We start from the raw sequence: 20,072 nt of genomic DNA, 5'->3' as shown, positions 1-20,072 counted from the left end.
CCTGCGGTGTTTCCGGAGCATCGATTGGAGGCCGCGCCCATGAACAGCGTCACAACCCATGAAGTCTTCAACCAGCCCGCGCCGCTGGTGGACTACAACTTGTTCGAGACGAACCGCGCGCTGCGCGATGCGGTGAAGCTCAATGCGCCTTCGCTGCAGACGGCCGCATTGCACGATCTCGGCGACATCCTCGGCACCGCCGGGATGCAGGCGCACGCGCGGCTCGCCAACGTGCACGCGCCCCAACTGCACACGCACGACCGCTTCGGCCGGCGCATCGACACGGTGGAGTTCCACCCCAGCTACCACGCGCTGATGCAGGCCGCCATCGGCGCCGGCCTGCACGGCACGCCTTGGACGGGTGAGGGCGCCTCGCCCCACGTGCTGCGCGCGGCCGGCTTCATGCTCTTCACCGAGCTGGAGCCCTCGATGCTGTGCCCGATCTCGATGACCTACGCCGTCACGCCCGGCCTGCGCGGCAACGCGGCCATTTACGGCGAATGGGCGCCGCTGCTGCAAAGCCGGGCCTACGACCCGCAGCTCAAGCTCTACCGCGACAAGCCCGGTGTGACGATGGGCATGGGCATGACCGAGAAGCAGGGCGGCTCCGACGTGCGGGCCAACACCACGCGGGCCGTGCGCACCGGCAGCGACGCCTGGGGCGAGCGCTACGAGATCACCGGCCACAAGTGGTTCTTCTCGGCGCCCATGTGCGACGCCTTCCTGGTGCTGGCGCAGGCGCCGGCCGGCCTCACGTGCTTCTTCCTGCCGCGCGTGTTGCCCGATGGCAGCCTGAACGCCATCCGCATCCAGCGGTTGAAGGACAAGCTGGGCAACAAGGCCAACGCGAGTTCCGAGGTCGAATTCCACGGCGCCAGCGCCTGGCTGGTGGGCGACGAAGGGCGCGGCGTGCCGCAGATCCTCGAGATGGGCACCATGACCCGGCTGGACTGCGCGCTGGGCACCAGCGGCCTGATGCGCCAGGCCGTGGCGCTGGCGCTGAACCACACGTCGCAGCGCAGCGCCTTCGGCAAGCCGCTCATCGAGCAGCCGCTCATGAAGAACGTGCTGGCCGACATCGCCCTCGAAAGCGAGGCGGCCACGGCGCTGGCCATCCGCCTCGCGCGCGCCTTCGACCATCAGGACGACGAGCACGAGCGCCTGATGGCCCGCCTGCTCACGCCGGTCGCCAAGTTCTGGATCTGCAAGCGCGGCAGCCACCTGGCGCAGGAGGCGATGGAATGCCTGGGCGGCAACGGCTACGTGGAGGAGGGCGGCGAAGGCGTGATGGCGCGCGTCTACCGCGAGATGCCGCTCAACTCCATCTGGGAAGGCGCCGGCAACATCATGGCGCTGGACCTGCTGCGCGGCCTGCGCAAGGGCGACGCCGCGGCCGCGCTGGCGAAAGAGCTGGCCCCCGCGCGCGGCCAGCACGCCGCGCTCGACCGGCTGGCCGACGCGCTGCCCGCGCGAGTCGACGCCATGGCCACCGAAATGGAGGCGCGCCGCCTCGCGCGGGATGTGGCCCTGGCCGTGCAGGCCGCCCTGCTGACGCAGGGCGCGCCAGCCGCGGTGCACGATGCCTTCTGCGCCTCGCGCCTGGGCGGCGACTGGGGCCACGCCTTCGGCACGCTGGGCGCCGGCGTCGATGCCGACGCCATCATCGCGCGGGCCATGCCCCGCTGACATCCTGAACCAAGGAGCCGCCATGGCCGACCTGATCCTGCACCACTACCCCACCTCGCCCTTCGCCGAGAAGATCCGCACCGTCCTGGGCTACAAGAAGCTGCCCTGGCGCTCGGTCATCATCCCGCAGGTGATGCCCAAGCCCGACCTGACGGCGCTCACCGGCGGCTACCGCAAGACGCCCGTGCTGCAGGTCGGTGCCGACCTCTATTGCGACACGCTGCTCATCTGCGACGTGCTGGAGCACCTGCAGCCCGCGCCCGCGCTGTACCCCGAACCGGGCAAGGGCCTGGCGCGCACCGTGGCGCAGTGGGCCGACGGCACGCTGTTCTGGGCGGCCATGGCGTACAGCTTCTCGCCCAGGGGCCTGGGCGACCTTTTTGGCCAGGCGCCGCCCCAACTGGCCAAGTCCTTCGCCGACGACCGCCGCGCCATGAGCACGAACATGGTGCGCCTGCGCCCCGGCGATGCCGCGGGCGCCTACCGCTCCTACCTGCGCCGCCTGTCCGACATGTTGGACGGCCAGTGCTACCTGCTGGGCGATGCGCCCTGCGTGGCCGACTTCGCCTGCTACCACCCACTGTGGTTCACCCGCACGCGCACGCCGTCGATGGCCGGCATCCTGGAGCAGACGCCGGCCGTGGCGGCCTGGCTGGAGCGCATGGCCGCCATCGGCCACGGCAACCCGGCCGAAACCGATTCGGCCACCGCCATCGCCATCGCCGCGCAATCCACGCCCCACACGCTGCTCACCGACAGCACCTTCCAGGACGACCACGGCATCCCGCTGGGCACTCCGGTCACCGTGGCCGGCGAGAGCTTCGGCCCCGAAGCCACCGAAGGCACCCTGGTCGCCGCCACCCGCACGCACTACACGCTGGAGCGCACCGACCCGCGCGCCGGCACGGTGCACGTGCACTTCCCGCGCATCGGCTACGTGCTGCGCCGGGCCGACGCCTGAACCTTCCCACCGACATTCGACAAACCACAAAAGGAACGCCAACCATGATCCAGGACTTCCAAGGCAAGACCGCCGTGCTCACCGGCGCAGGCTCCGGCTTCGGCCTCGAGTGCGCGCGCATTGGGGCCGCGCTGGGCATGAACCTGGTGCTGGTGGACGTGCAGCAAGACGCGCTCGACCAGGCCGAGGCCGAGATGAAGGCCACCGGCGCCGAGGTGATGGCGCGCCGCGTGGACGTCTCCAGCGCCGAGCAGATGGAGCAGCTCGCCGCCGCCGTCAAGGAACGCTTCGGCGCGCCGCATTTCGTCTTCAACAACGCCGGCGTGGGCCACGGCGGGCTGGTGTGGGAAAACACCGTCGCCGACTGGGATTGGGTGCTGGGCGTGGACCTGTGGGGCGTGATCCACGGCGTGCGCCTGTTCGTGCCCATGATGCTGGAAGCCGCCGCCCAGGACCCGTCGTACCGCGGTCACGTCACCAACACCGCCAGCATGGCCGGCCTGCTGACGCCGCCCAACATGGGCATCTACAACGCCGCCAAGGCGGCCGTGGTGAGCCTGACGGAGACGATGTACCAGGACCTGAACCTGGTCACCGATCAGGTCGGCGCCAGCCTGCTGTGCCCGTACTTCGTGCCCACTGGCATCACCCACAGCGAGCGCAACCGTCCCAACGCGCTGCGGCAGGGCGAACTCACCAAGAGCCAGCTCATCGGCCAGGCCATGACCGAGAAGGCCGTCACCAGCGGCAAGGTCACCGCGGCCGAGGTGGCGCACAAGGTCTTCAAGGCCATCAGCGACAACCAGTTCTACGTCTTCAGCCACGAAAGCCCCAGGGCGCTGGGCAACATCACCAGCCGCATGCAGAACATCGTCGCCATCCAGAACCCGGCCGATCCCTTCCTGGAGGCCCCGGAAGTGGGCGCCAAGCTGCGCGCGCAACTGCGCGGGGCCTGAGAAGCTTGTTTGCTTCATTGGTGATAGCTTTCAGCATGGATCCAGCGCGGGCACGCGCCTGAAAACACCTGAAATCCAGCGCGTGATCCGCTGATCACTCTGGCGTCGCCTGTTGTTGCGTGCTGTTGCTGGTACCGCTGGCGCGCCTGCAGGCCGCGCGCTGGGAGGGCGGGACGTTGGCCGCGTAGCGCCCCGCTCGGCGCCGGGCGTGTGGCACACTCGCCCGTTTTTTCGATGGGCGCCGGCTGACTTTTGGAGGCGGCGAGCGCCATGACCCCATGCAGCACATCACGTCCCAGATCGCGTCCGAGCTGAAAGTCCGCGCAGCGCAGGTGCAGGCTGCCATCGACCTGCTGGACGGCGGCGCCACCGTGCCCTTCATCGCCCGCTACCGCAAGGAGGCCACCGGCGGCCTGGACGACGTGCGGATGCGCGAGCTGGAGGCGCGCCTGGGCTACCTGCGCGAACTGCACGATCGCCGCGCCGCCGTGCTGAAAAGCATTGACGAACAGGGCAAGCTCACGCCAGAGCTGCGCGCCGCGATTGAAGCCGCGCCGACCAAGCAGGAGCTGGAAGACCTGTACCTGCCCTACAAGCCCAGGCGCCGCACCAAGGGCCAGATCGCGCGCGAGTTCGGCATTGAACCGCTGGCCGACCTGCTGTGGATCGACCCCGCGCGCGACCCGCGGGCCGAAGCGCAAGTCTTCGTCAAAAACGAGAAAGGGGAGGGCGGCGAGGACTTCACCACCGTGCCCGCCGTGCTGGATGGCGTGCGCGACATCCTGAGCGAGCGCTGGGCCGAGGACGCCGCGCTGGTGCAGTCGCTGCGCGAATGGCTGTGGGCCGAGGGCCTGCTGCAAAGCAAACTGGCCGCCGGCAAGAACGAGAACGACCCCGAGGTCGCCAAGTTCCGCGACTACTTCGACTACGACGAGCCCATCGGCCGCGTGCCCTCGCACCGCGCGCTGGCGGTATTCCGCGGCCGGCAACTGGAGATTCTGGAGGCAAAACTGGCTCTACCCAGCGTGGATAGTGTGCCGGAAGCTATTCAACCAGGAGCGGCGCCCAGCCTCGCCGAAGGCCGCGTCGCCCTGCACCTGGGCTGGTCGCACCAAGGCCGCCCGGCCGACGACCTGCTGCGCAAGTGCGTGGCCTGGACCTGGCGCGTCAAGCTCAGCCTCTCGACCGAGCGTGATTTATTCGCCCGCCTGCGCGAGGCCGCCGAGGCCGTGGCCATCAAGGTCTTCGCCGACAACCTGCGCGACCTGCTGCTGGCAGCGCCGGCCGGCCAGAAGGTGGTGATGGGGCTCGACCCCGGCATCCGCACCGGCGTGAAGGTGGCCGTCTGCGATGCCACGGGCAAGCTGGTCGAGACGGCCACCGTCTACCCGCACGAGCCGCGCAAGGACTGGGACGGCAGCCTGCACACGCTGGCCAAGCTCGTCGACAAGCACGGCGTGCGGCTCATCGCCATCGGCAATGGCACCGCCAGCCGCGAAACCGACAAACTGGCGGCCGATTTGATCAAATTGGTGCAAAAAGCGGCTCTGGCTGGCGTGGATAAAGTGCCAGCAGCTATCGAAAAGATAGTTATCAGCGAAGCCGGCGCCTCCGTCTACTCAGCCAGCGAATACGCCAGCCAGGAACTGCCCGACGTGGACGTGAGCCTGCGCGGCGCCGCCAGCATCGCGCGCCGCCTGCAGGACCCGCTGGCCGAGCTGGTCAAGATCGACCCCAAGAGCATCGGCGTCGGCCAGTACCAGCACGACGTGAACCAGAGCGAGCTGGCGCGCACGCTGGGCGCCGTGGTGGAGGACTGCGTCAACGGCGTCGGCGTGGACCTGAACACCGCCAGCGCGCCGCTGCTGGCGCGCGTGTCGGGACTGTCGGGCACGGTGGCCAGGGCGGTGGTGCGCTGGCGCGAGCAGCACGGCGCCTTCCGCGATCGCCAGCAGTTGCTCGAAGTCAGCGGCCTGGGGCCCAAGACCTTCGAGCAGAGCGCGGGCTTCTTGCGCATTCGCGGCGGCGACAACCCGCTGGATGTGACCGGCGTGCACCCCGAGACCTACCCGGTGGTCGAGCAGATCATCGTCAAGACCGGCCAGCCCATCGGCCAGATCATGGGCCGGGGCGAGCTGCTGAAAGGGCTCAAGCCCGAGCAGTTCGCCACGCCCCAGTTCGGCGCCGTCACCGTCAAGGACATCCTGGCCGAGCTGGAAAAGCCCGGCCGCGACCCGCGCCCCGACTTCAAGGTGGCGCGCTTCAACGACGGCGTGGAAGACATCAAGGATCTGCAGGAAGGCATGGTGCTCGAAGGCACCGTCAGCAACGTCGCGCAGTTCGGCGCCTTCGTGGACCTGGGCGTGCACCAGGACGGGCTGGTGCACGTCAGCCAGTTGGCCCACCGCTTCGTCGGCGACGCGCGCGAGGTGGTCAAGACCGGCCACATCGTCAAGGTCAAGGTGCTGGAGGTCGACGCCGCGCGCAAGCGCATCAGCCTGACCATGAAGCTGGACACCGCCGCCCCGCGCCCGGGCGAGCCGCGCGAGAACCGCTTCGAGTCCGCGCCGCGCGGGCGCAAGGGCCCCGCGGGTGGGGCAGGGCGCGGTGGCCACCAGCCCACCGCCACCGCCATGGCCTCGGCGTTCGAGAAGCTCAAGGGCCCGTCCTCCCGGTAGCCAGCGATGACGGCCCCGCCGCGCGCCGCCACGTCGAGCGGCTGCAGCGGCCCCACGCGGCGCGCCTGCTGCCGCTGTAGCGGCGGAAATCCCGCCTAAGATTCAGGCTCTTCCCACACCCGACCCTCATACCGCCATGCCTGACTTGCCCCTGGGCCGCCGCGCCTTTCTTCCTGCGTTCTCCGTCCGCTTGCGCCCAGCCGGCCTGGTGGCCCTGGCCTGGCTGACGCTGGCCACCGGCGCATTCGCCCAGGGCGCCGCCGACTGGCCCGCGCGCGCGGTGCGGGTGATCGTGCCGTTCCCGCCCAGCGGCGCGACCGACCTGGTCTCGCGCGTCATCGCGCAGCGCGTGTCGCAGGAGCTGGGCCAGCAGCTCGTCATCGACAACAAACCCGGCGCCGGCGGCACCATCGGCGCGGCCGAGGCCGCCAAGGCCGCGCCCGACGGCTACACGCTGCTGTTCACCACCAGCAGCACGCACGCCATCTCGCCGCACCTGATGCCGCGCCTGCCCTACAACGCGGACAAGGACTTCACCCCCATCGCCCACGTGGCCGACGCGGCCAGCATCCTGCTGGTCACGCCGGCGCTGCCGGCCAGGAACGTGCAGGAGCTGATCGCCCACGCCAAAGCCCACCCCGGCCAGCTCAACTACGCCACCAGCGGCAACGGCACCATCGTGCACCTCAACTCGGCCGCCTTCGCCGCGCGGGCCGGCGTGCAGCTCACCCACGTGCCGTACAAGGGCACGGCCCAGTCCATCACCGACCTGGCCGCCGGCCAGGTGCACCTGCTGTTCGACTCCATCCCCACCGGCCTGCCGCACGTGGCCAGCGGCCGCCTGCGCGCGCTGGCCGTGACGGGCGACAAGCGCAGCGCACTCGCGCCCGAACTGCCCACGGTGGCCGAATCCGGCCTGCCGGGCTATTCGTCGGTCACCTGGTTCGGCGTGTACGGGCCGGCGGGGATGAAGCCGGAGCTCGCCGCCAAGATCAACCAGGCCTTCAACAAGGCCATCCAGAACCCCGAGGTGGCCTCCAACCTGGCTCGGCAGGGCGTGGAGCCGGCCCGGCCGCAGACGCCGGCGCGGTTCGCCGCCATGGTGCGGGCCGACAGCGCGCGCTGGGCCCAGGTCATCAAGGATAACCGCATCACACTGGAGTAACCCGCCATGGCAAGCATTCAGGACTGGACTTTCCCCTACGCCTCGCGCCGTTCGCCGGTGCTGGGGCGCAACGCGGTCAGCACCTCGCAGCCACTGGCCGCGCAAGCCGGCCTGCGCATGCTGCTGGCCGGCGGCAACGCGGTGGACGCGGCGCTGGCCGCCGCGATGACGCTGACGGTGGTGGAGCCTTCGGGCTGCGGCATCGGCAGCGACGGCTTCGCCATCGTCTGGGACGGGCAACAGTTGCACGGCCTCAACGCCTCGGGCCGCTCGCCCGCGGCATGGACGCCCGACTACTTCGCCCGGCTCGGCGGCATTCCCGAGAAAGGCTGGAACGCCGTCACCGTGCCCGGCGCCGTGTCGGCGTGGGTGGCGCTGTCCCGGCGCTTCGGCAAGCTGCCTTTCGAGCAGGTGGCGCAGCCCGCCATCGACTGTGCGCGCGATGGCTTCCCGGTGTCGCCCGTCATCGCCACGCTGTGGGACCTGGGCGGCAAGAAGCTGGGCGGGCAGCCCGGCTTCGCCGATTGCTTTCTGCCCGGCGGCCGGGCACCCAGGGCAGGCGAGGTGTTCCGCAGCGAGGGCCATGCCCGCACGCTCGAAGAGATCGCCGCGACGATGGGCGAGTCGTTCTACCGCGGCGCGCTGGCACAGAAGATCGCCGCGCACGCCCGCGCCTGCGGTGGCGTGATGACCGAGGACGACCTGGCCGCGCACCAGGCCGACTGGGTGGGCACCGTGTCGCAGCCCTTCGGCGACTCGGTGGTCCACGAGATCCCGCCCAACGGCCAGGGCATCGCCGCGCTGATGGCGCTGGGCATGCTCGACGCGCTGGGCGTCGGCGACCAGCCGCTGGATGGCGTGGACAGCGTGCACCTGCAGATCGAGGCCATGAAGCTGGCCTTCGCCGATCTGCACCAGTACAACGCCGACATCGACCACATGCGCGTCACCCCCGCGCAGTTGCTGGACCGAGCCTACCTGCGGGAGCGCGCCCGGTTGATCGACCGCGAGAGAGCCAGCCTGCCCACCTACGGCGCGCCGCAACCCGGCGGCACGGTGTACCTGGCCGCGGCGGATGCCAGCGGCATGATGGTGTCGTTCATCCAGTCCAACTACATGGGCTTCGGCTCGGGCGTGGTGGTGCCGGACACCGGCATCAGCCTGCAGAATCGGGGCGCCGGCTTCACCACGCAGGCCGGCCATGCCAACGAAGTGGGGCCGCGCAAGCGCCCCTCGCACACCATCATCCCGGCCTTCGCGATGAACGCCGACGGCACGCCGCAAATGGCCTTCGGCGTGATGGGCGGCCCGATGCAGAGCCAGGGCCACCTGCAGATGGCCCTGCGCGTGCTGCGCCACGGCCAGAACCCGCAGGCCGCCGCCGACGCGCCGCGCTGGCGCGTGACCGGCGGCAAGGGCGTGGCGGTGGAGCCCGCCTTCGACGCCGCCGTGGTGGCGGCCCTGCGCGCGCGCGGGCACGACATCACGGTGGAGGACGGCCATGGCGTGTTCGCCTTCGGCGGCGCGCAGTTGGTGCTGCGCGATGGCGACCACTACATCGCCGGCTCCGACCCGCGCAAGGACGGCTGCGCGGTGGCGTTCTAGCCTCTCGCCGTGTAGCATGGCCGCGGATCAATCATCGAGGAGATCACCACCATGCCACGCCTGTCCACCATTGCACTCCTGAGCACCGCCACCGCGCTGGCGCCGCTGCTGGCCCAGGCCCAGCTGGGCTATGACGACCCGCCGGGCCAGGGCCGGGCGGTGGTCTGCGAAAGCCGGGAAGGCGATTACCGGGAATGCGCCACCGGCTTTCGCGGCCCGGCGGTGCTGAGGGCGAACCTGTCCGAGACCCGCTGCGTCGAAGGCCGCAACTGGGGCAGCACGGGGCGCGGCTCGGTCTGGGTGCGCGACGGCTGCCGCGGCAGCTTCGCCGAAGGCTATGGCGGCGGCCCCATCGGGGGCGGCCAGGGCTACCACGGGCAGACGGTGCGCTGCGAGAGCGACGACAACCGCTACCGCGAGTGCAGCATGCCGTCGCGCGGCGACGCGCAACTGGTGCGCCAGCTCTCGGAGACGGCGTGCGTGCAGGGCCGCAACTGGGGCCAGCGCTCGGGCCGGGTCTGGGTGAGCGGCGGCTGCCGGGGCGAGTTCGCCTCGACGTCCGGCTGGGGCGGCGGGTCGGGCGGCGGCTGGAATGGCGGGTCGGGCGACTGGCAAGGCGGCGGCTATACCGTCACCTGCAACAGCGAGGGCCAGCGCACCGTCACCTGCCCCTGGGACGCGCGCCAGGGCCGCGCCCGCCTGGTGCAGCAGTTGTCCGAAAGCCCGTGCCGCGAAGGCTATTCGTGGGGCACCGATGGCCGCAGCCGGCTTTGGGTCAGCCGGGGGTGCCGCGGGCGCTTCGCGGGGCGTTGAGCCGTTGGCCGCACAGGCGCCGCTCCAGCACTGGTTGCTTCTGTTTTAATAGCTTATGGCGCATGATCCATGCGGGTTTCAGGCCAATTTTTCTTGATTCCTGGCCCTGACGCAAAAGAACCGCCCGGAGGCGGCTCTTTCGTTTTGCAAGCGGAGCACCGTTCCTACATCGACTCGGCCAGCATGCGCCGGTAGTCCTCGGCCGAGGCCAGGCGCGGGTTGGTCTTGTGGCAGTGGTCGAGCAGGGCGTGTTCGATGATGGCATCCCATTGCGCCTCGCCCACGCCCATCGCCGCCAGGCCGGTGGGCAGGCCCAGGCGGGCGGTCATGTCCTTCACGGCTTCGGCCACGTCGGCGCCGGCCTCCAGGCCCATGGCCTGGGCCATGCGGGCCAGGCGATGCTCGCCGCGCACGCTTTCGGCGTCGGCGTTGAAGCGGATCACGGCGGGCAGGAAGACGGCGTTCAGCGTGCCGTGGTGCAGGCGCGGGTCGATGCCGCCCAGGCTGTGGCTCAAGCTGTGCACGCAGCCCAGCCCCTTCTGGAAGGCCATGGCGCCGTGCATGCTGGCGGCCATCATGTTCAGGCGCGCGTCGCGGTCGGCGCCGTCCCGCGTGGCGCGCTCGATGTGCGTCCAGCCGCGCCGCAGCCCCTCCAGCGCGATGCCGTCGGCGGGCGGGTTGAAGGCCGGGGCCATGAAGGTTTCCATGCAGTGCGCGATGGCGTCCATGCCGGTGGCGGCGGTGAGTTTGGGCGGCAGGCCGAGCGTGAGCGCCGGGTCGCAGATGGCGGCGCGCGGCATCAGGTGCCAGTTGTGGAAGCCCAGCTTGCGCCCGTCGTCCACGATGACGATGGCACCGCGCGCCACCTCGCTGCCGGTGCCGGCGGTGGTGGGCACGGCGATCAGCGGCGCCACGGCCTCGGTGATCTTTGGCGAGCCGCCCTCGATGGTGGCGTAGGTCTTGAGCGGCCCCTCGTGCGTGGCGGCGATGGCCACGCCCTTGGCGCAGTCGATGGCGCTGCCGCCGCCGACGGCGATGAGACCGTCGCAGCCCTCCTGCCGATACAGCGCGGCGGCGGCGCGCACGGCGGCCTCGGTCGGGTTGGAGGGCGTGGCGTCGAACACGGCGTGCGGCCGGTCGCCCAGCGCCGCCAGCACGGGGTCGAGCACGCCGGCGGCGCGCACCCCGGCGTCGGTGACGATGAGCGGGCGGGAGATGCCCACACGCTGGCAGTGGGCCGGCAGTTGGGCGAGGGCGTCGTAGTCGAATTCGATCTGGGTCAGGTACAGAATGAGGGCCATGGCGGAAGGAGCTTTGCAGTTACGATCAGTTCACGATCCTAACCATAACTTCCCGCAGGAGAGCCCGATGCGCCCATCTCCGCCGGGCCTGCCTTCCGATTGCTATTTCGTTGATAGCGGCCAATGTATATTTGGTAACGGCCGTAGCTTGTTTTGACCATGAACCACGGCCCCGAGATCCACGCCCGCCTGACGCCCGCCATGCGCCAACTGATCGAGCGCATGGCCCGGGCGCCGTACCCGCCCATGCACACGCTGAGCGCGCAGGCCGCCAAGCAGGCCTACGCCCAGGCGGCCGGCGTGCTCGACGTGCCCAAGCCCGCGCTGCCGCGGGTGCGCGACCTGCGCGTCCCCGCGCGCGACGGCCACCCGTTGCCCGCGCGCCTGTACGAGCCCACCGCGGAGGGCGGCCTGCCGGTGCTGCTGTACCTGCACGGCGGCGGCTTCACCATCGGCAGCGTCGAGTCGCACGACACGCTGTGCCGCGTGCTGGCGCTGCACAGCGGCGCGGCCGTGCTGTCGCTGGACTACCGACTGGCGCCGGAGCACCGCTTTCCCACCGCCGTGCACGACGCCTGGGACGCGCTGCGCTGGCTGGCGGGCGAGGGCGGCGCGCTGGGGCTGGACACGGCGCGCATCGCCGTCGGCGGCGACTCGGCCGGCGGCACGCTGGCGGCCGTCAGCGCGCTGCACGCCCGCGACGAGGGGTTGGCGCTGGCGCTGCAGCTGCTGATCTACCCCGGCACCACCGCCCACCAGGACACGCCCTCGCACGCCGCCTTCGCCCACGGCCCGGTGCTGGACAAGGTGCTGATCGACTGGTTCTTCGGCCACTACATCGACGCGGCCGACCGCGGCGACTGGCGCTTTGCCCCGCTGCTGGCCGACGACGTGGACGGCGCGGCCCCGGCCTGGTTCGGCCTGGCCGAATGCGACCCGCTGGTGGACGAGGGCGTGCTGTACGCCGACAAGCTGCGCGCGGCCGGCGTGCCGGTCGACCTGGAGATCTACCGCGGCGTGGTGCACGGTTTCATCGCCATGGGCCGCGCCATCCCGGAGGCGCGCCAGCTGCACCTGGATGCGGCGGCGGCGCTGCGGCGGGCCTTCGAGGCCTAGCGACATACTCACTTTTTCATAGCTTCCAGCGAAGCATTCATGCTGGCTGGAGGCCAATTTCATTCATAAACCTTCATCCACGACATGAAACGCCAGGACTTCCGTTTCTTCGACCACCTGCGCGTGCGCTGGGCCGAGGTGGACATGCAGAAGATCGTCTTCAACGGCCACTACCTGATGTACTTCGACACCGCCGTCACCGGCTACTGGCGCGCCCTGGCGCTGCCTTACGCCGAGGCCTTGGCGCGGATGCAGGGCGACTTGTACGTGCGCAAGGCGGGCATCGAGTACCACGCCTCGGCCCGCATGGACGACCGGCTCGACATCGGCATGCGCTGCGACCGCATCGGCACCTCGTCCATGACCATCGCCGGCGCCATCTTCCGGGGCGAGCAGTTGCTGATCACCGGCGAACTGGTCTACGTTTTCGCCGACCCGGCCACGCAGACCTCGCGCCCCATCCCGCCCGCGCTGCGCGCGCTGCTGGAGGGCTTCGAGGCCGGCGAGCCCACGCTGGAGTTGTGCACCGGCCCCTGGGACGCGCTGGGCACCGATGCGACGCAGGTGCGCAGCGCCGTCTTCATCGACGAGCAGGGCATCGCGCGCGAGGACGAATGGGACGAGGCCGACCGCACCGCCCTGCACGCCGTGGCCTACAACCGGCTGGGCCAGCCCGTGGGCACCGGGCGCCTGCTGCAGGACGCCCCCGGCGTCGCCCGCATCGGCCGCATGGCGGTGCTGCACCAGTTGCGCGGCGCCGGCATCGGACGGGCGCTGCTGAACGGCCTGCAGGACGCGGCCCGCGCGCGCGGCGACCGCGAGGCCGTCCTGAGCGCGCAGGCCAGCGCCGAGGGCTTCTACCGCCGGCTGGGCTACCAGCCGCGCGGCGAGCCCTACCAGGACGTGGGCATCGCGCACATCGGCATGGCGCGAAACTTGCTGTGACTGCCGGCGCGCAGCATGGCCGCATCGGGCGGCCGCACAATCCCCCATTCGGAAGAGGAGTCCCGCATGAAGAATTTGATGAAAACGTCTTATCGTCCCCGCGCCGCGGCCCCGCTTCGGGTCGCGCTGGCCCTGTCGGCGCTGGCCTGTGCACCATCCTGGGCGCAGAGTTCGGTGCAGTTGTCGGGCCTGGCCGACGCCTACGTGGGCTCCATGCGCATGGCCGGCGACGGCGCGCGCAAGAACACGCTGGGCAGCGGCGGCATGACCACCTCGTGGTGGGGCCTGTCGGGCTCCGAGGATCTGGGCGGCGGCGCTCGGGCCATCTTCGCCATCACCTCGTTCATGCGCCTGGGCGACGGCTCGCTGGGGCGCTTCGGGGGCGACACCCCGTTCTCGCGCGACGCCTACGTCGGCCTCGGCGGCGGCTTCGGCACGCTGCGGCTGGGCCGCTGGATGGCGCCCAACTTCCTGCCGACCATCCTGTTCAACCCCTTTGGCGACTCCTTCGCGTTCTCGCCGCTGGTGCTGCACGCCAACGTGCCGCTCTTCAACGGCAGCGGCTGGACCGGCACCACGCCGGCCGACACCGGCTGGTCCAGCCAGCTCGCCTACACCACGCCCGACTTCGGCGGGCTGACGGCCACGCTGCAGTACCAGTTCGGCGACGGCGCAATCGGCAACGGCAAGCGCAACCTGGGCGCCAACCTGGTCTACATGAGCGGGCCGCTGGGCCTGACCGCCTTCTACGAGCGCGCCCAGCTCACCAATCCGGTGGCCGCGCCGTTCGCCGACGGCTCGCGGCGCACCAACTGGATGGTGGGCGGCTTCTACGACTTCGCCGTGGTCAAGCTCTTCGCCACCTATGGCCAGGCCAAGAACAACGTGACCGACGCCAAGGCCAAGACCGCGTCGCTGGGCGCCTCGGTGCCGCTTGGCGCCGGCAAGCTGCTGGCGGCCTACGCGCGCACCCGCAACACCGCGCTGGATGCCACGCGCCAGACCCTCACCGTGGGCTACGACCACAGCCTGTCCAAGCGCACCGACCTGTACGCCAACGTGATGCACGACCGCATCACCGGCACCAGCAGCGGCACCAGCCTGGGGCTGGGCGTGCGCCACCGGTTCTGACGGCCCGGCGCGCCGGGTGACTCAGATGTCGTCCAGCAGCCGGTAGGGCAGGCGCGGCGCCGACAGCGCCGGCCCGTCCGGCGCGCCCAGCGTGAACACGCCGCCGTCCGCCACCGCCGCCACCTGCAGCGACGCGATCACCTCGCTGCCGCCGCCCGGCGCCGGCGCGGCCTGCGCGACCAGGCCCGCCGGCTGGGCCGGCTCGCCCGACCAGAACACCTCCTGGCCCGCCTGCGCCTGGCCCTCCACGTGCGCCACGTAGGCGCGCCGCTTGATGACGCCGCGGAACTGGCTGCGCGCCACCACCTCCTGGCCGGGGTAGCAGCCCTTCTTGAAGTTCACGCCACCGGCCGATTCGTAGTTGAGCATCTGCGGCACGAAGGCCTCGGCCACCGGCGCGCTGAGGGTGGCGACGCCGCTGCGCACGGCGGCGAAGTCCCACAGCGCGGCGGTCACCAGTCCGCCCGCGGGCGCGGGCGTGCCGGCGGGCGCCAGCCACAGCGCGCGGGCCGCGCCGTCGGCGGGGGGAAGGACGGCGACGAATGGAGTATCAAACTGGCTCTCAGCCCCCGCCGAATCTGCGCTGTCAGCTATCGAACTTGCAGCACTCCCTATCAGGCCATGCACCGCCACGGCCTCCGTCGCGTCGCTCAGCTTGACCTTGGCGCGCAGCACGAACATCGACAGCCGCTTGAGCATGGCCGGCAGCAGATCGCGGCTGCACACCAGCAGGAAGTCGTCCGGCGTGCGCCGGCAGGCGACGAAGCTGGCCAGCATGCGCCCCTTGGCGTTGCAGAACGCCGCCAGCCGCGCCTGGCCGGGCGCCATCAGCGCCATGTCCTGCGTGAGCTGGCCCTGTAAAAAGGTCGCCGCCTGCTCGCCCGTGGCGCGGATCACGCCCAGGTGGGGCAGGGCGGCCACGCCGTTCAGCGCGGCGGCGGTGTCGGGGACGAGGGATGCGGTGGTCATGCCCTGAATTATCATGGCCGCCCCATTCACACCATGACGACAAGGGCTGTGCGCCGAATCCTGGCTTTGCTGCTGATCCTGGCCTGCGCCACCGCCGGCGGTGCCTGGTGGTGGACGACGCAACCGCTGGCGCTGGCCGCCGACAAGGTGGAGGTCAGCGTGCCCAACGGCGCCTCATTGCGCACCGCCGCCAACAAGGCCGTGGAGGGCGGCGTGCGCGCCCCGGCCGGCCTGCTGTACGCCTACTTCCGCCTCGCCGCGCGCCAGCAAACCATCAAGCCGGGCGAGTACGAGGTCACGCGCGGCATGACGCCGGGCGACCTGCTCGGCAAGCTGATCCGCGGCGACCGCATCGTGCTGGCCGTGACCTTGGTGGAAGGCTGGACCTTCCGGCAGGTGCGCCAGGCGCTGGCGCGCGCCGAGCACCTGAAGCCCGAGACCGCCGGCCTGTCGCCCGAGGACATCATGAAGGCGCTGGGCCAGCCCGGCGTGGCGCCGGAGGGGCGCTTCTTCCCCGACACCTACCACTACGCCAAGGATTCGGGCGACCTGGCCGTGCTGCGCCAGTCGATGCAACTGATGCAGCGGCGCCTGGCGGCGGCGTGGGAGGCGCGCGCGCCCGACCTGCCCCTCAAGTCCGCCGACGAGGCGCTGATCCTGGCCAGCATCGTCGAGAAGGAAACCGGCCAGCGTGCCGACCGGCCCGAGATCGCCGGCGTGTTCATCAACCGCCTGCGCATCGGCATGCCGCTGCAGACCGACCCGACCGTGATCTACGGCCTGGGCGAGGCCTTCGACGGCGATCTGAAGCGCAGCCACCTGATCTCGGACACGCCTTTCAACACCTACACCCGGCGCGGCCTGCCGCCTACCCCCATCGCCATGCCCGGCAAGGCCGCGCTGATGGCCGCCGTGCAGCCGGCGCGCACCCAGGCGCTGTACTTCGTCGCGCGCGGCGACGGCAGCAGCCACTTCAGCAGTTCGCTGGCCGAGCACAACCGGGCGGTCGACAAGTACCAGCGCGGGGGCGTCCAGCAATGAGCGTTGCCCAGCCGCCCGAGCCGACGCCGGGCCGCCCCAAGGCGGCGAGCGCCCCCTCGGGGGGCAGCGAACCACGCGCAGCGGGGAGCGTGGGGGCGTTGTTCATCAGCTTCGAGGGCATCGACGGCGCCGGCAAGTCCAGCCACATCGACGCCCTGGCCGACGCCTTCGCCGCCACCGGCCGCCAGGTCACCCGCACGCGCGAGCCCGGCGGCACGCCGTTGGCCGAGAAGATCCGCGCCCTGGCCCTGCACGAGCCCATGGACGCGCTGACCGAGGCGCTGCTGATGTTCGCCGCGCGGCGCGACCACATCCGCCAGGTCATCGCCCCAGCGCTGGCGCGCGGCGACGTACTGCTGTGCGACCGCTTCACTGACGCCACCTTCGCCTACCAGGGCGGCGGGCGTGGCTTCGATTGGGATTCGCTATTAAAACTGGAGCTTATGGCGCAGGATACGCGCGGGCTGGAGGTCGATTTGACTCATGAATCGCTGTTGCAGCCCGACCTGACGCTGTGGTTCGACTTGCCGCCGGGCGTCGCCGCCGAGCGCCTGGCCGGCGCGCGCGTGCCCGACCGCTTCGAGTCGCAGCCCGCCGCCTTCTTCGAGGCCGTGCGCGCCGGCTACGCGCGCCGGCAGGCGGGTGACGCGGCGCGCTTCGTCCGCATCGATGCCGACCAGCCGCGGGGCGCCGTCTCGCGCGCCGTCCACGCGGCGGTGCAGGGCAGGGGATGGCTGTGACCGACGCGCCGCCCGCGCCCTGGATCGCTCGCCAGCTGCAGGCCCTGCTGGCCCAGCGCGGCCACGCCTGGTTGCTGCAAGGGCCGTCCGGCCTGGGCCAGTTCGAGTTGGGCCTGGCCCTGGTGCGCGCCTGGCTGTGTGATGCCTGCACGCCGCAAGGCGCCTGCGGCCACTGCGCCAGTTGCCACGCCATCGACGTGCACACGCACGCCGACCTGGCCGTGCTGATGCCCGAGACCGAGACGCTCGCGCGCGGCTGGCCGCTGCCCGAGAAGGCGCAGGCCGACATCGACGACAAGAAGCGCAAGCCCAGCCGCGACATCCGCGTCGACGCCATGCGCGACGCGATCGAGTTCGCCCAGCGCACCAGCGGGCGCGGGCGCGGCAAGGCCGTGCTGGTCTACCCGGCCGAACGCATGAACCCGGTGACCGCCAACGCGCTGCTCAAGACGCTGGAAGAGCCGCCCGGCGACGTGCGCTTCGTGCTGGCCACCGACGCCGCGCACCTGCTGCTGCCCACCATCCGCAGCCGCTGCCTGGTCCACACGCTGGCCTGGCCCGAGGCCGGCGAGGCGCTGGCCTGGCTGGCCGGGCAGGGCGTGGCGGCGGAGCAGGGCGCCGCCCTGTTGCGCGCCGCCGGCGGGCGCCCCGCCGCCGCGCTGGCGCTGGGCACGGGCAAGGACAGCGCGCGCCAGTGGGCGCTGCTGCCGCGCGCGCTCGGCCGGGGCGACGCCGCCGCGCTGGCCGGCGTGCCGCTGCCCGAGGCCGTGGCGCGGCTGCAAAAGCTCTGCCACGACCTGCTGGCGCGGCAGGTGGGGGCGCCGCCGCGCTTCTTCGACGCCGCCGACCTGCCGCCGCAGCCGCTGTCCCTGCTGGCGCTGACGCGCTGGTGGAACCAATTGGCGCAGTCCGCGCGCACGGCCGAACACCCCTTGAACCCCGGATTGGCGACGGAATTCCTGGTCAGCGCGGCCCGTCAAGCCCTAAACTCAAGAGCCTGACGCCCCCCACGCCCGTCGTCCATGTCCACCAGCCAGCACGCCGCCCTCCACGCGCCGCGTTCCAGCGTCATCCAACTCGCCATCAAGGAGAAGGCCGCGCTGTACGCCGCCTACATCCCGATGTTCGCCGAAGGGGGCATCTTCATCCCCAGCACGCGCGACCACAGCCTGGGCGACGACATCTACGTGCTGCTGACCCTGCCCGACGACCCGCAGCGCTACCCCGTGTCCGGCAAGGTGGCCTGGATCACGCCCGCGCGCGCCCTGGGCAACCGCACCCAGGGCGTGGGCATCCGCTTCCCGAAGGACGAGAAATCCGAGCAGCTCAAGGTCAAGATCGAGCAGATCCTGGGCGCCTCGCTCGGCTCCGACCGGCCGACGCAGACGATATGACGCCGGGGTCGCCCGGCGACCATCTGTTTCCGCATGTTCACCGATTCCCACTGCCACCTCACCTTTCCTGAACTCGCGGCCGACCTAGTGACCATCCGCGCCGCCATGGCCGAGGCGCGGGTCACGCGGGCGCTGTGCATCAGCACCACGATGGAAGAGTTTCCCCAGGTCCAGGCCCTGGCCGAGCGCTACGACAACTTCTGGGCCACGGCCGGCGTGCACCCCGACAGCGAGGATGTGCACGAGCCGACCGAGGACGAACTGGTGCGCGCCGCCGCCCAGCCCAAGGTGGTCGCCATCGGCGAGACCGGGCTGGACTACTACCAGATGGAGGCGCGCAAGGGCGGCCGCGGCATCGCCGATCTCGAGTGGCAGCGCGCGCGCTTCCGCACCCACATCCGCGCCGCGCGGCGCGCCGGCGTGCCGCTGGTCATCCACACCCGCGCGGCCTCCGCCGACACGCTGGCCATCCTGGGAGAGGAGGGCGAGGACGGTGGTCCGGGCAGCGCGGGCGGCGTGTTCCACTGCTTCACCGAGACGCGCGAGGTGGCGCGCGCGGCGCTGGACAAGGGCTTCTACATCTCGCTCTCGGGCATCGTCACCTTCAAGAACGCGCGCGAGCTGCACGAGGTGGCCACGCTGGTCCCGGACGACCGGCTGCTGATCGAGACCGATTCGCCGTACCTGGCACCAGTGCCGTTTCGCGGCAAGACCAACACGCCCGCCTACGTGCCCTACGTGGCGGCGCGCCTGGCCGAACTGCGCGGCGCCAGCGTGGCGCACATCGCGGCGCAGACCAGCGCCAACTTCACCCGTCTGTTCACGAGGGTTTCGCCATGAAGCAGTCCATCCTCTCCAAACGCCTCGCCGCCCTGTGCCTCGCCGCCGGCCTGGCGCCGCTGGCGCTCGCCGCCGATGCCGGCGACTTCTTTCGCGCCATCAAGCAGGACAACGACCGGGCCATGCGCAGCCTGCTGGCCGAGGGCCTGGACCCCAACCTCCGCGACGACAGGGGCGCGCCCGGCCTCTACGTCGCGTTGCAGGACGGCGCATTGAAGGTGGCCAGCGTGCTGATCGACTCGCCGCGCCTGAAGCCCGAGCAGCGCAACGCCACCGACGAGAGCCCGCTCATGATGGCCGCCCTCAAGGGCCAGCTCGACATCGCCAAGCGCCTGATCGCCAAGGGCGCCGACGTCAACAAGCCGGGCTGGGCGCCGCTGCACTACGCCGCTACCCATGGCCATCTGCAGGTGATGGACCTGCTGCTGGAAGAGCACGCCTTCATCGACGCCCAGTCGCCCAACGGCACCACGCCGCTGATGATGGCCGCGTCCTACGGCTCGCCCGAAGCCGTCAAGCTGCTGATCGAAGCCGGCGCCGACATCCACATGCGCAACCAGAAAGGCCTGACCGCCCTGGACTTCGCCCAGGGCGCCGAACGCCGCGATGCCGTCGAACTCATCACCACGGCGCTGCGCGCCAGTCCGCGCAGCCAGCGCGGGAAGTGGTGATGGAAGAAATTTCCGGGAGCTGACGGGGCCGTACGCAAATCTGGCTACGCGCCGGGCATT

18 protein-coding genes are annotated in these 20,072 nt (G+C 71.1%); 16 read left to right on the top strand and 2 right to left on the bottom strand.

Annotated elements, in window-relative coordinates:
• The first annotated feature begins 39 nt into the window (after positions 1–39).
• From IPG65_RS15805 to IPG65_RS15775, 7 genes are all read left to right on the top strand, one after another.
• Positions 40–1,686: an isovaleryl-CoA dehydrogenase gene (locus tag IPG65_RS15805; protein ID WP_293191625.1), complete on the top strand. Its 1,647-nt coding sequence runs from the start codon at positions 40–42 to the stop codon at positions 1,684–1,686.
• Between the two features lie 22 nt (positions 1,687–1,708).
• Positions 1,709–2,647, top strand: a complete 939-nt coding sequence (locus tag IPG65_RS15800) for a glutathione S-transferase family protein (RefSeq protein ID WP_293191623.1) — start codon at positions 1,709–1,711, stop codon at positions 2,645–2,647.
• Positions 2,648–2,691: 44 nt separating this feature from the next.
• Complete coding sequence (locus IPG65_RS15795; RefSeq protein WP_293191621.1) at positions 2,692–3,603, top strand: SDR family oxidoreductase; 912 nt, start codon at positions 2,692–2,694, stop codon at positions 3,601–3,603.
• A gap of 278 nt (positions 3,604–3,881) precedes the next feature.
• A complete protein-coding gene (locus IPG65_RS15790) occupies positions 3,882–6,281 on the top strand; it encodes a Tex family protein (RefSeq protein ID WP_293191619.1) in 2,400 nt (799 codons plus the stop codon).
• A 136-nt stretch (positions 6,282–6,417) separates the two neighbouring features.
• On the top strand, positions 6,418–7,446 hold the full coding sequence (locus IPG65_RS15785; RefSeq protein WP_293191617.1) for a tripartite tricarboxylate transporter substrate binding protein: 1,029 nt from the start codon (positions 6,418–6,420) through the stop codon (positions 7,444–7,446).
• A gap of 6 nt (positions 7,447–7,452) precedes the next feature.
• Positions 7,453–9,051 carry a gamma-glutamyltransferase family protein gene (locus tag IPG65_RS15780; protein WP_293191615.1) on the top strand — a complete coding sequence of 533 codons (1,599 nt, stop codon included), beginning with the start codon at positions 7,453–7,455 and terminating at the stop codon, positions 9,049–9,051.
• A 51-nt stretch (positions 9,052–9,102) separates the two neighbouring features.
• Entirely contained in the window at positions 9,103–9,864 is a 762-nt protein-coding gene (locus IPG65_RS15775; RefSeq protein WP_293191613.1) for a DUF3011 domain-containing protein, read from the top strand.
• Positions 9,865–10,028: 164 nt separating this feature from the next.
• Here IPG65_RS15775 and IPG65_RS15770 read toward each other — a convergent pair whose 3' ends face one another.
• Positions 10,029–11,165 (bottom strand): iron-containing alcohol dehydrogenase, encoded by a 1,137-nt coding sequence (locus IPG65_RS15770; protein ID WP_293191611.1) that lies wholly within the window; start codon positions 11,163–11,165, stop codon positions 10,029–10,031.
• Between the two features lie 201 nt (positions 11,166–11,366).
• Here IPG65_RS15770 and IPG65_RS15765 point away from each other — a divergent pair, with 201 nt between their 5' ends.
• The 3 genes from IPG65_RS15765 (at position 11,367) to IPG65_RS15755 (ending at position 14,357) form a co-directional block, all read left to right on the top strand.
• Positions 11,367–12,281 carry an alpha/beta hydrolase fold domain-containing protein gene (locus IPG65_RS15765; RefSeq protein ID WP_293193025.1) on the top strand — a complete coding sequence of 305 codons (915 nt, stop codon included), beginning with the start codon at positions 11,367–11,369 and terminating at the stop codon, positions 12,279–12,281.
• 84 nt (positions 12,282–12,365) lie between these two features.
• Positions 12,366–13,226 (top strand): YbgC/FadM family acyl-CoA thioesterase, encoded by an 861-nt coding sequence (locus IPG65_RS15760; RefSeq protein WP_293191609.1) that lies wholly within the window; start codon positions 12,366–12,368, stop codon positions 13,224–13,226.
• Positions 13,227–13,292: 66 nt separating this feature from the next.
• Positions 13,293–14,357 carry a porin gene (locus tag IPG65_RS15755; RefSeq protein WP_293191607.1) on the top strand — a complete coding sequence of 355 codons (1,065 nt, stop codon included), beginning with the start codon at positions 13,293–13,295 and terminating at the stop codon, positions 14,355–14,357.
• Positions 14,358–14,378: 21 nt separating this feature from the next.
• Here the strand turns inward: IPG65_RS15755 and IPG65_RS15750 are convergent, their stop codons facing one another.
• Positions 14,379–15,326, bottom strand: coding sequence for a folate-binding protein (locus IPG65_RS15750; protein WP_293191605.1), 948 nt, complete (start codon positions 15,324–15,326; stop codon positions 14,379–14,381).
• A gap of 33 nt (positions 15,327–15,359) precedes the next feature.
• Between IPG65_RS15750 and mltG the strand changes: the two genes are divergently transcribed.
• From mltG to IPG65_RS15720, 6 genes are read left to right on the top strand one after another with little or no spacing between them, the layout of a single operon-like run.
• A complete protein-coding gene (gene mltG, locus IPG65_RS15745; RefSeq protein ID WP_293191603.1) occupies positions 15,360–16,367 on the top strand; it encodes an endolytic transglycosylase MltG in 1,008 nt (335 codons plus the stop codon).
• Positions 16,364–17,107, top strand: coding sequence for a dTMP kinase (gene tmk / locus IPG65_RS15740; RefSeq protein WP_293191601.1), 744 nt, complete (start codon positions 16,364–16,366; stop codon positions 17,105–17,107). Before mltG ends, tmk begins: the two co-directional genes overlap by 4 nt.
• Positions 17,098–18,108, top strand: coding sequence for a DNA polymerase III subunit delta' (locus IPG65_RS15735; protein ID WP_293191599.1), 1,011 nt, complete (start codon positions 17,098–17,100; stop codon positions 18,106–18,108). Before tmk ends, IPG65_RS15735 begins: the two co-directional genes overlap by 10 nt.
• Positions 18,109–18,129: 21 nt before the next feature.
• Positions 18,130–18,501, top strand: coding sequence for a PilZ domain-containing protein (locus IPG65_RS15730; protein WP_293191596.1), 372 nt, complete (start codon positions 18,130–18,132; stop codon positions 18,499–18,501).
• Positions 18,502–18,534: 33 nt separating this feature from the next.
• Positions 18,535–19,341 (top strand): TatD family hydrolase, encoded by an 807-nt coding sequence (locus IPG65_RS15725; RefSeq protein ID WP_293191594.1) that lies wholly within the window; start codon positions 18,535–18,537, stop codon positions 19,339–19,341.
• Positions 19,338–20,012, top strand: coding sequence for an ankyrin repeat domain-containing protein (locus IPG65_RS15720; RefSeq protein ID WP_293191592.1), 675 nt, complete (start codon positions 19,338–19,340; stop codon positions 20,010–20,012). The genes IPG65_RS15725 and IPG65_RS15720 overlap by 4 nt, the downstream gene beginning before the upstream one ends.
• Positions 20,013–20,072 lie beyond the last annotated feature (60 nt).

This window comes from Ottowia sp. (assembly GCF_016703145.1).
In the GTDB taxonomy this organism is placed as follows: Bacteria; Pseudomonadota; Gammaproteobacteria; order Burkholderiales; family Burkholderiaceae_C; genus Ottowia.
This window is presented reverse-complemented; position numbering and strand designations above follow the sequence as displayed.

Excerpts from the sequence above, each read along its gene's own strand:
- IPG65_RS15800 (WP_293191623.1), top strand. The coding sequence starts at position 1,709 with ATGGCCGACCTGATCCTGCACCACTACCCCACCTCGCCCTTCGCCGAG.
- IPG65_RS15765 (WP_293193025.1), top strand. The coding sequence starts at position 11,367 with ATGCGCCAACTGATCGAGCGCATGGCCCGGGCGCCGTACCCGCCCATG.
- IPG65_RS15795 (WP_293191621.1), top strand. The coding sequence starts at position 2,692 with ATGATCCAGGACTTCCAAGGCAAGACCGCCGTGCTCACCGGCGCAGGC.
- IPG65_RS15770 (WP_293191611.1), bottom strand. The coding sequence starts at position 11,165 with ATGGCCCTCATTCTGTACCTGACCCAGATCGAATTCGACTACGACGCC.
- mltG (WP_293191603.1), top strand. The coding sequence starts at position 15,360 with ATGACGACAAGGGCTGTGCGCCGAATCCTGGCTTTGCTGCTGATCCTG.
- tmk (WP_293191601.1), top strand. The coding sequence starts at position 16,364 with ATGAGCGTTGCCCAGCCGCCCGAGCCGACGCCGGGCCGCCCCAAGGCG.
- IPG65_RS15725 (WP_293191594.1), top strand. The coding sequence starts at position 18,535 with ATGTTCACCGATTCCCACTGCCACCTCACCTTTCCTGAACTCGCGGCC.
- IPG65_RS15755 (WP_293191607.1), top strand. The coding sequence starts at position 13,293 with ATGAAGAATTTGATGAAAACGTCTTATCGTCCCCGCGCCGCGGCCCCG.
- IPG65_RS15790 (WP_293191619.1), top strand. The coding sequence starts at position 3,882 with ATGCAGCACATCACGTCCCAGATCGCGTCCGAGCTGAAAGTCCGCGCA.
- IPG65_RS15805 (WP_293191625.1), top strand. The coding sequence starts at position 40 with ATGAACAGCGTCACAACCCATGAAGTCTTCAACCAGCCCGCGCCGCTG.
- IPG65_RS15735 (WP_293191599.1), top strand. The coding sequence starts at position 17,098 with ATGGCTGTGACCGACGCGCCGCCCGCGCCCTGGATCGCTCGCCAGCTG.
- IPG65_RS15750 (WP_293191605.1), bottom strand. The coding sequence starts at position 15,326 with ATGACCACCGCATCCCTCGTCCCCGACACCGCCGCCGCGCTGAACGGC.
- IPG65_RS15775 (WP_293191613.1), top strand. The coding sequence starts at position 9,103 with ATGCCACGCCTGTCCACCATTGCACTCCTGAGCACCGCCACCGCGCTG.
- IPG65_RS15785 (WP_293191617.1), top strand. The coding sequence starts at position 6,418 with ATGCCTGACTTGCCCCTGGGCCGCCGCGCCTTTCTTCCTGCGTTCTCC.
- IPG65_RS15780 (WP_293191615.1), top strand. The coding sequence starts at position 7,453 with ATGGCAAGCATTCAGGACTGGACTTTCCCCTACGCCTCGCGCCGTTCG.
- IPG65_RS15760 (WP_293191609.1), top strand. The coding sequence starts at position 12,366 with ATGAAACGCCAGGACTTCCGTTTCTTCGACCACCTGCGCGTGCGCTGG.
- IPG65_RS15720 (WP_293191592.1), top strand. The coding sequence starts at position 19,338 with ATGAAGCAGTCCATCCTCTCCAAACGCCTCGCCGCCCTGTGCCTCGCC.
- IPG65_RS15730 (WP_293191596.1), top strand. The coding sequence starts at position 18,130 with ATGTCCACCAGCCAGCACGCCGCCCTCCACGCGCCGCGTTCCAGCGTC.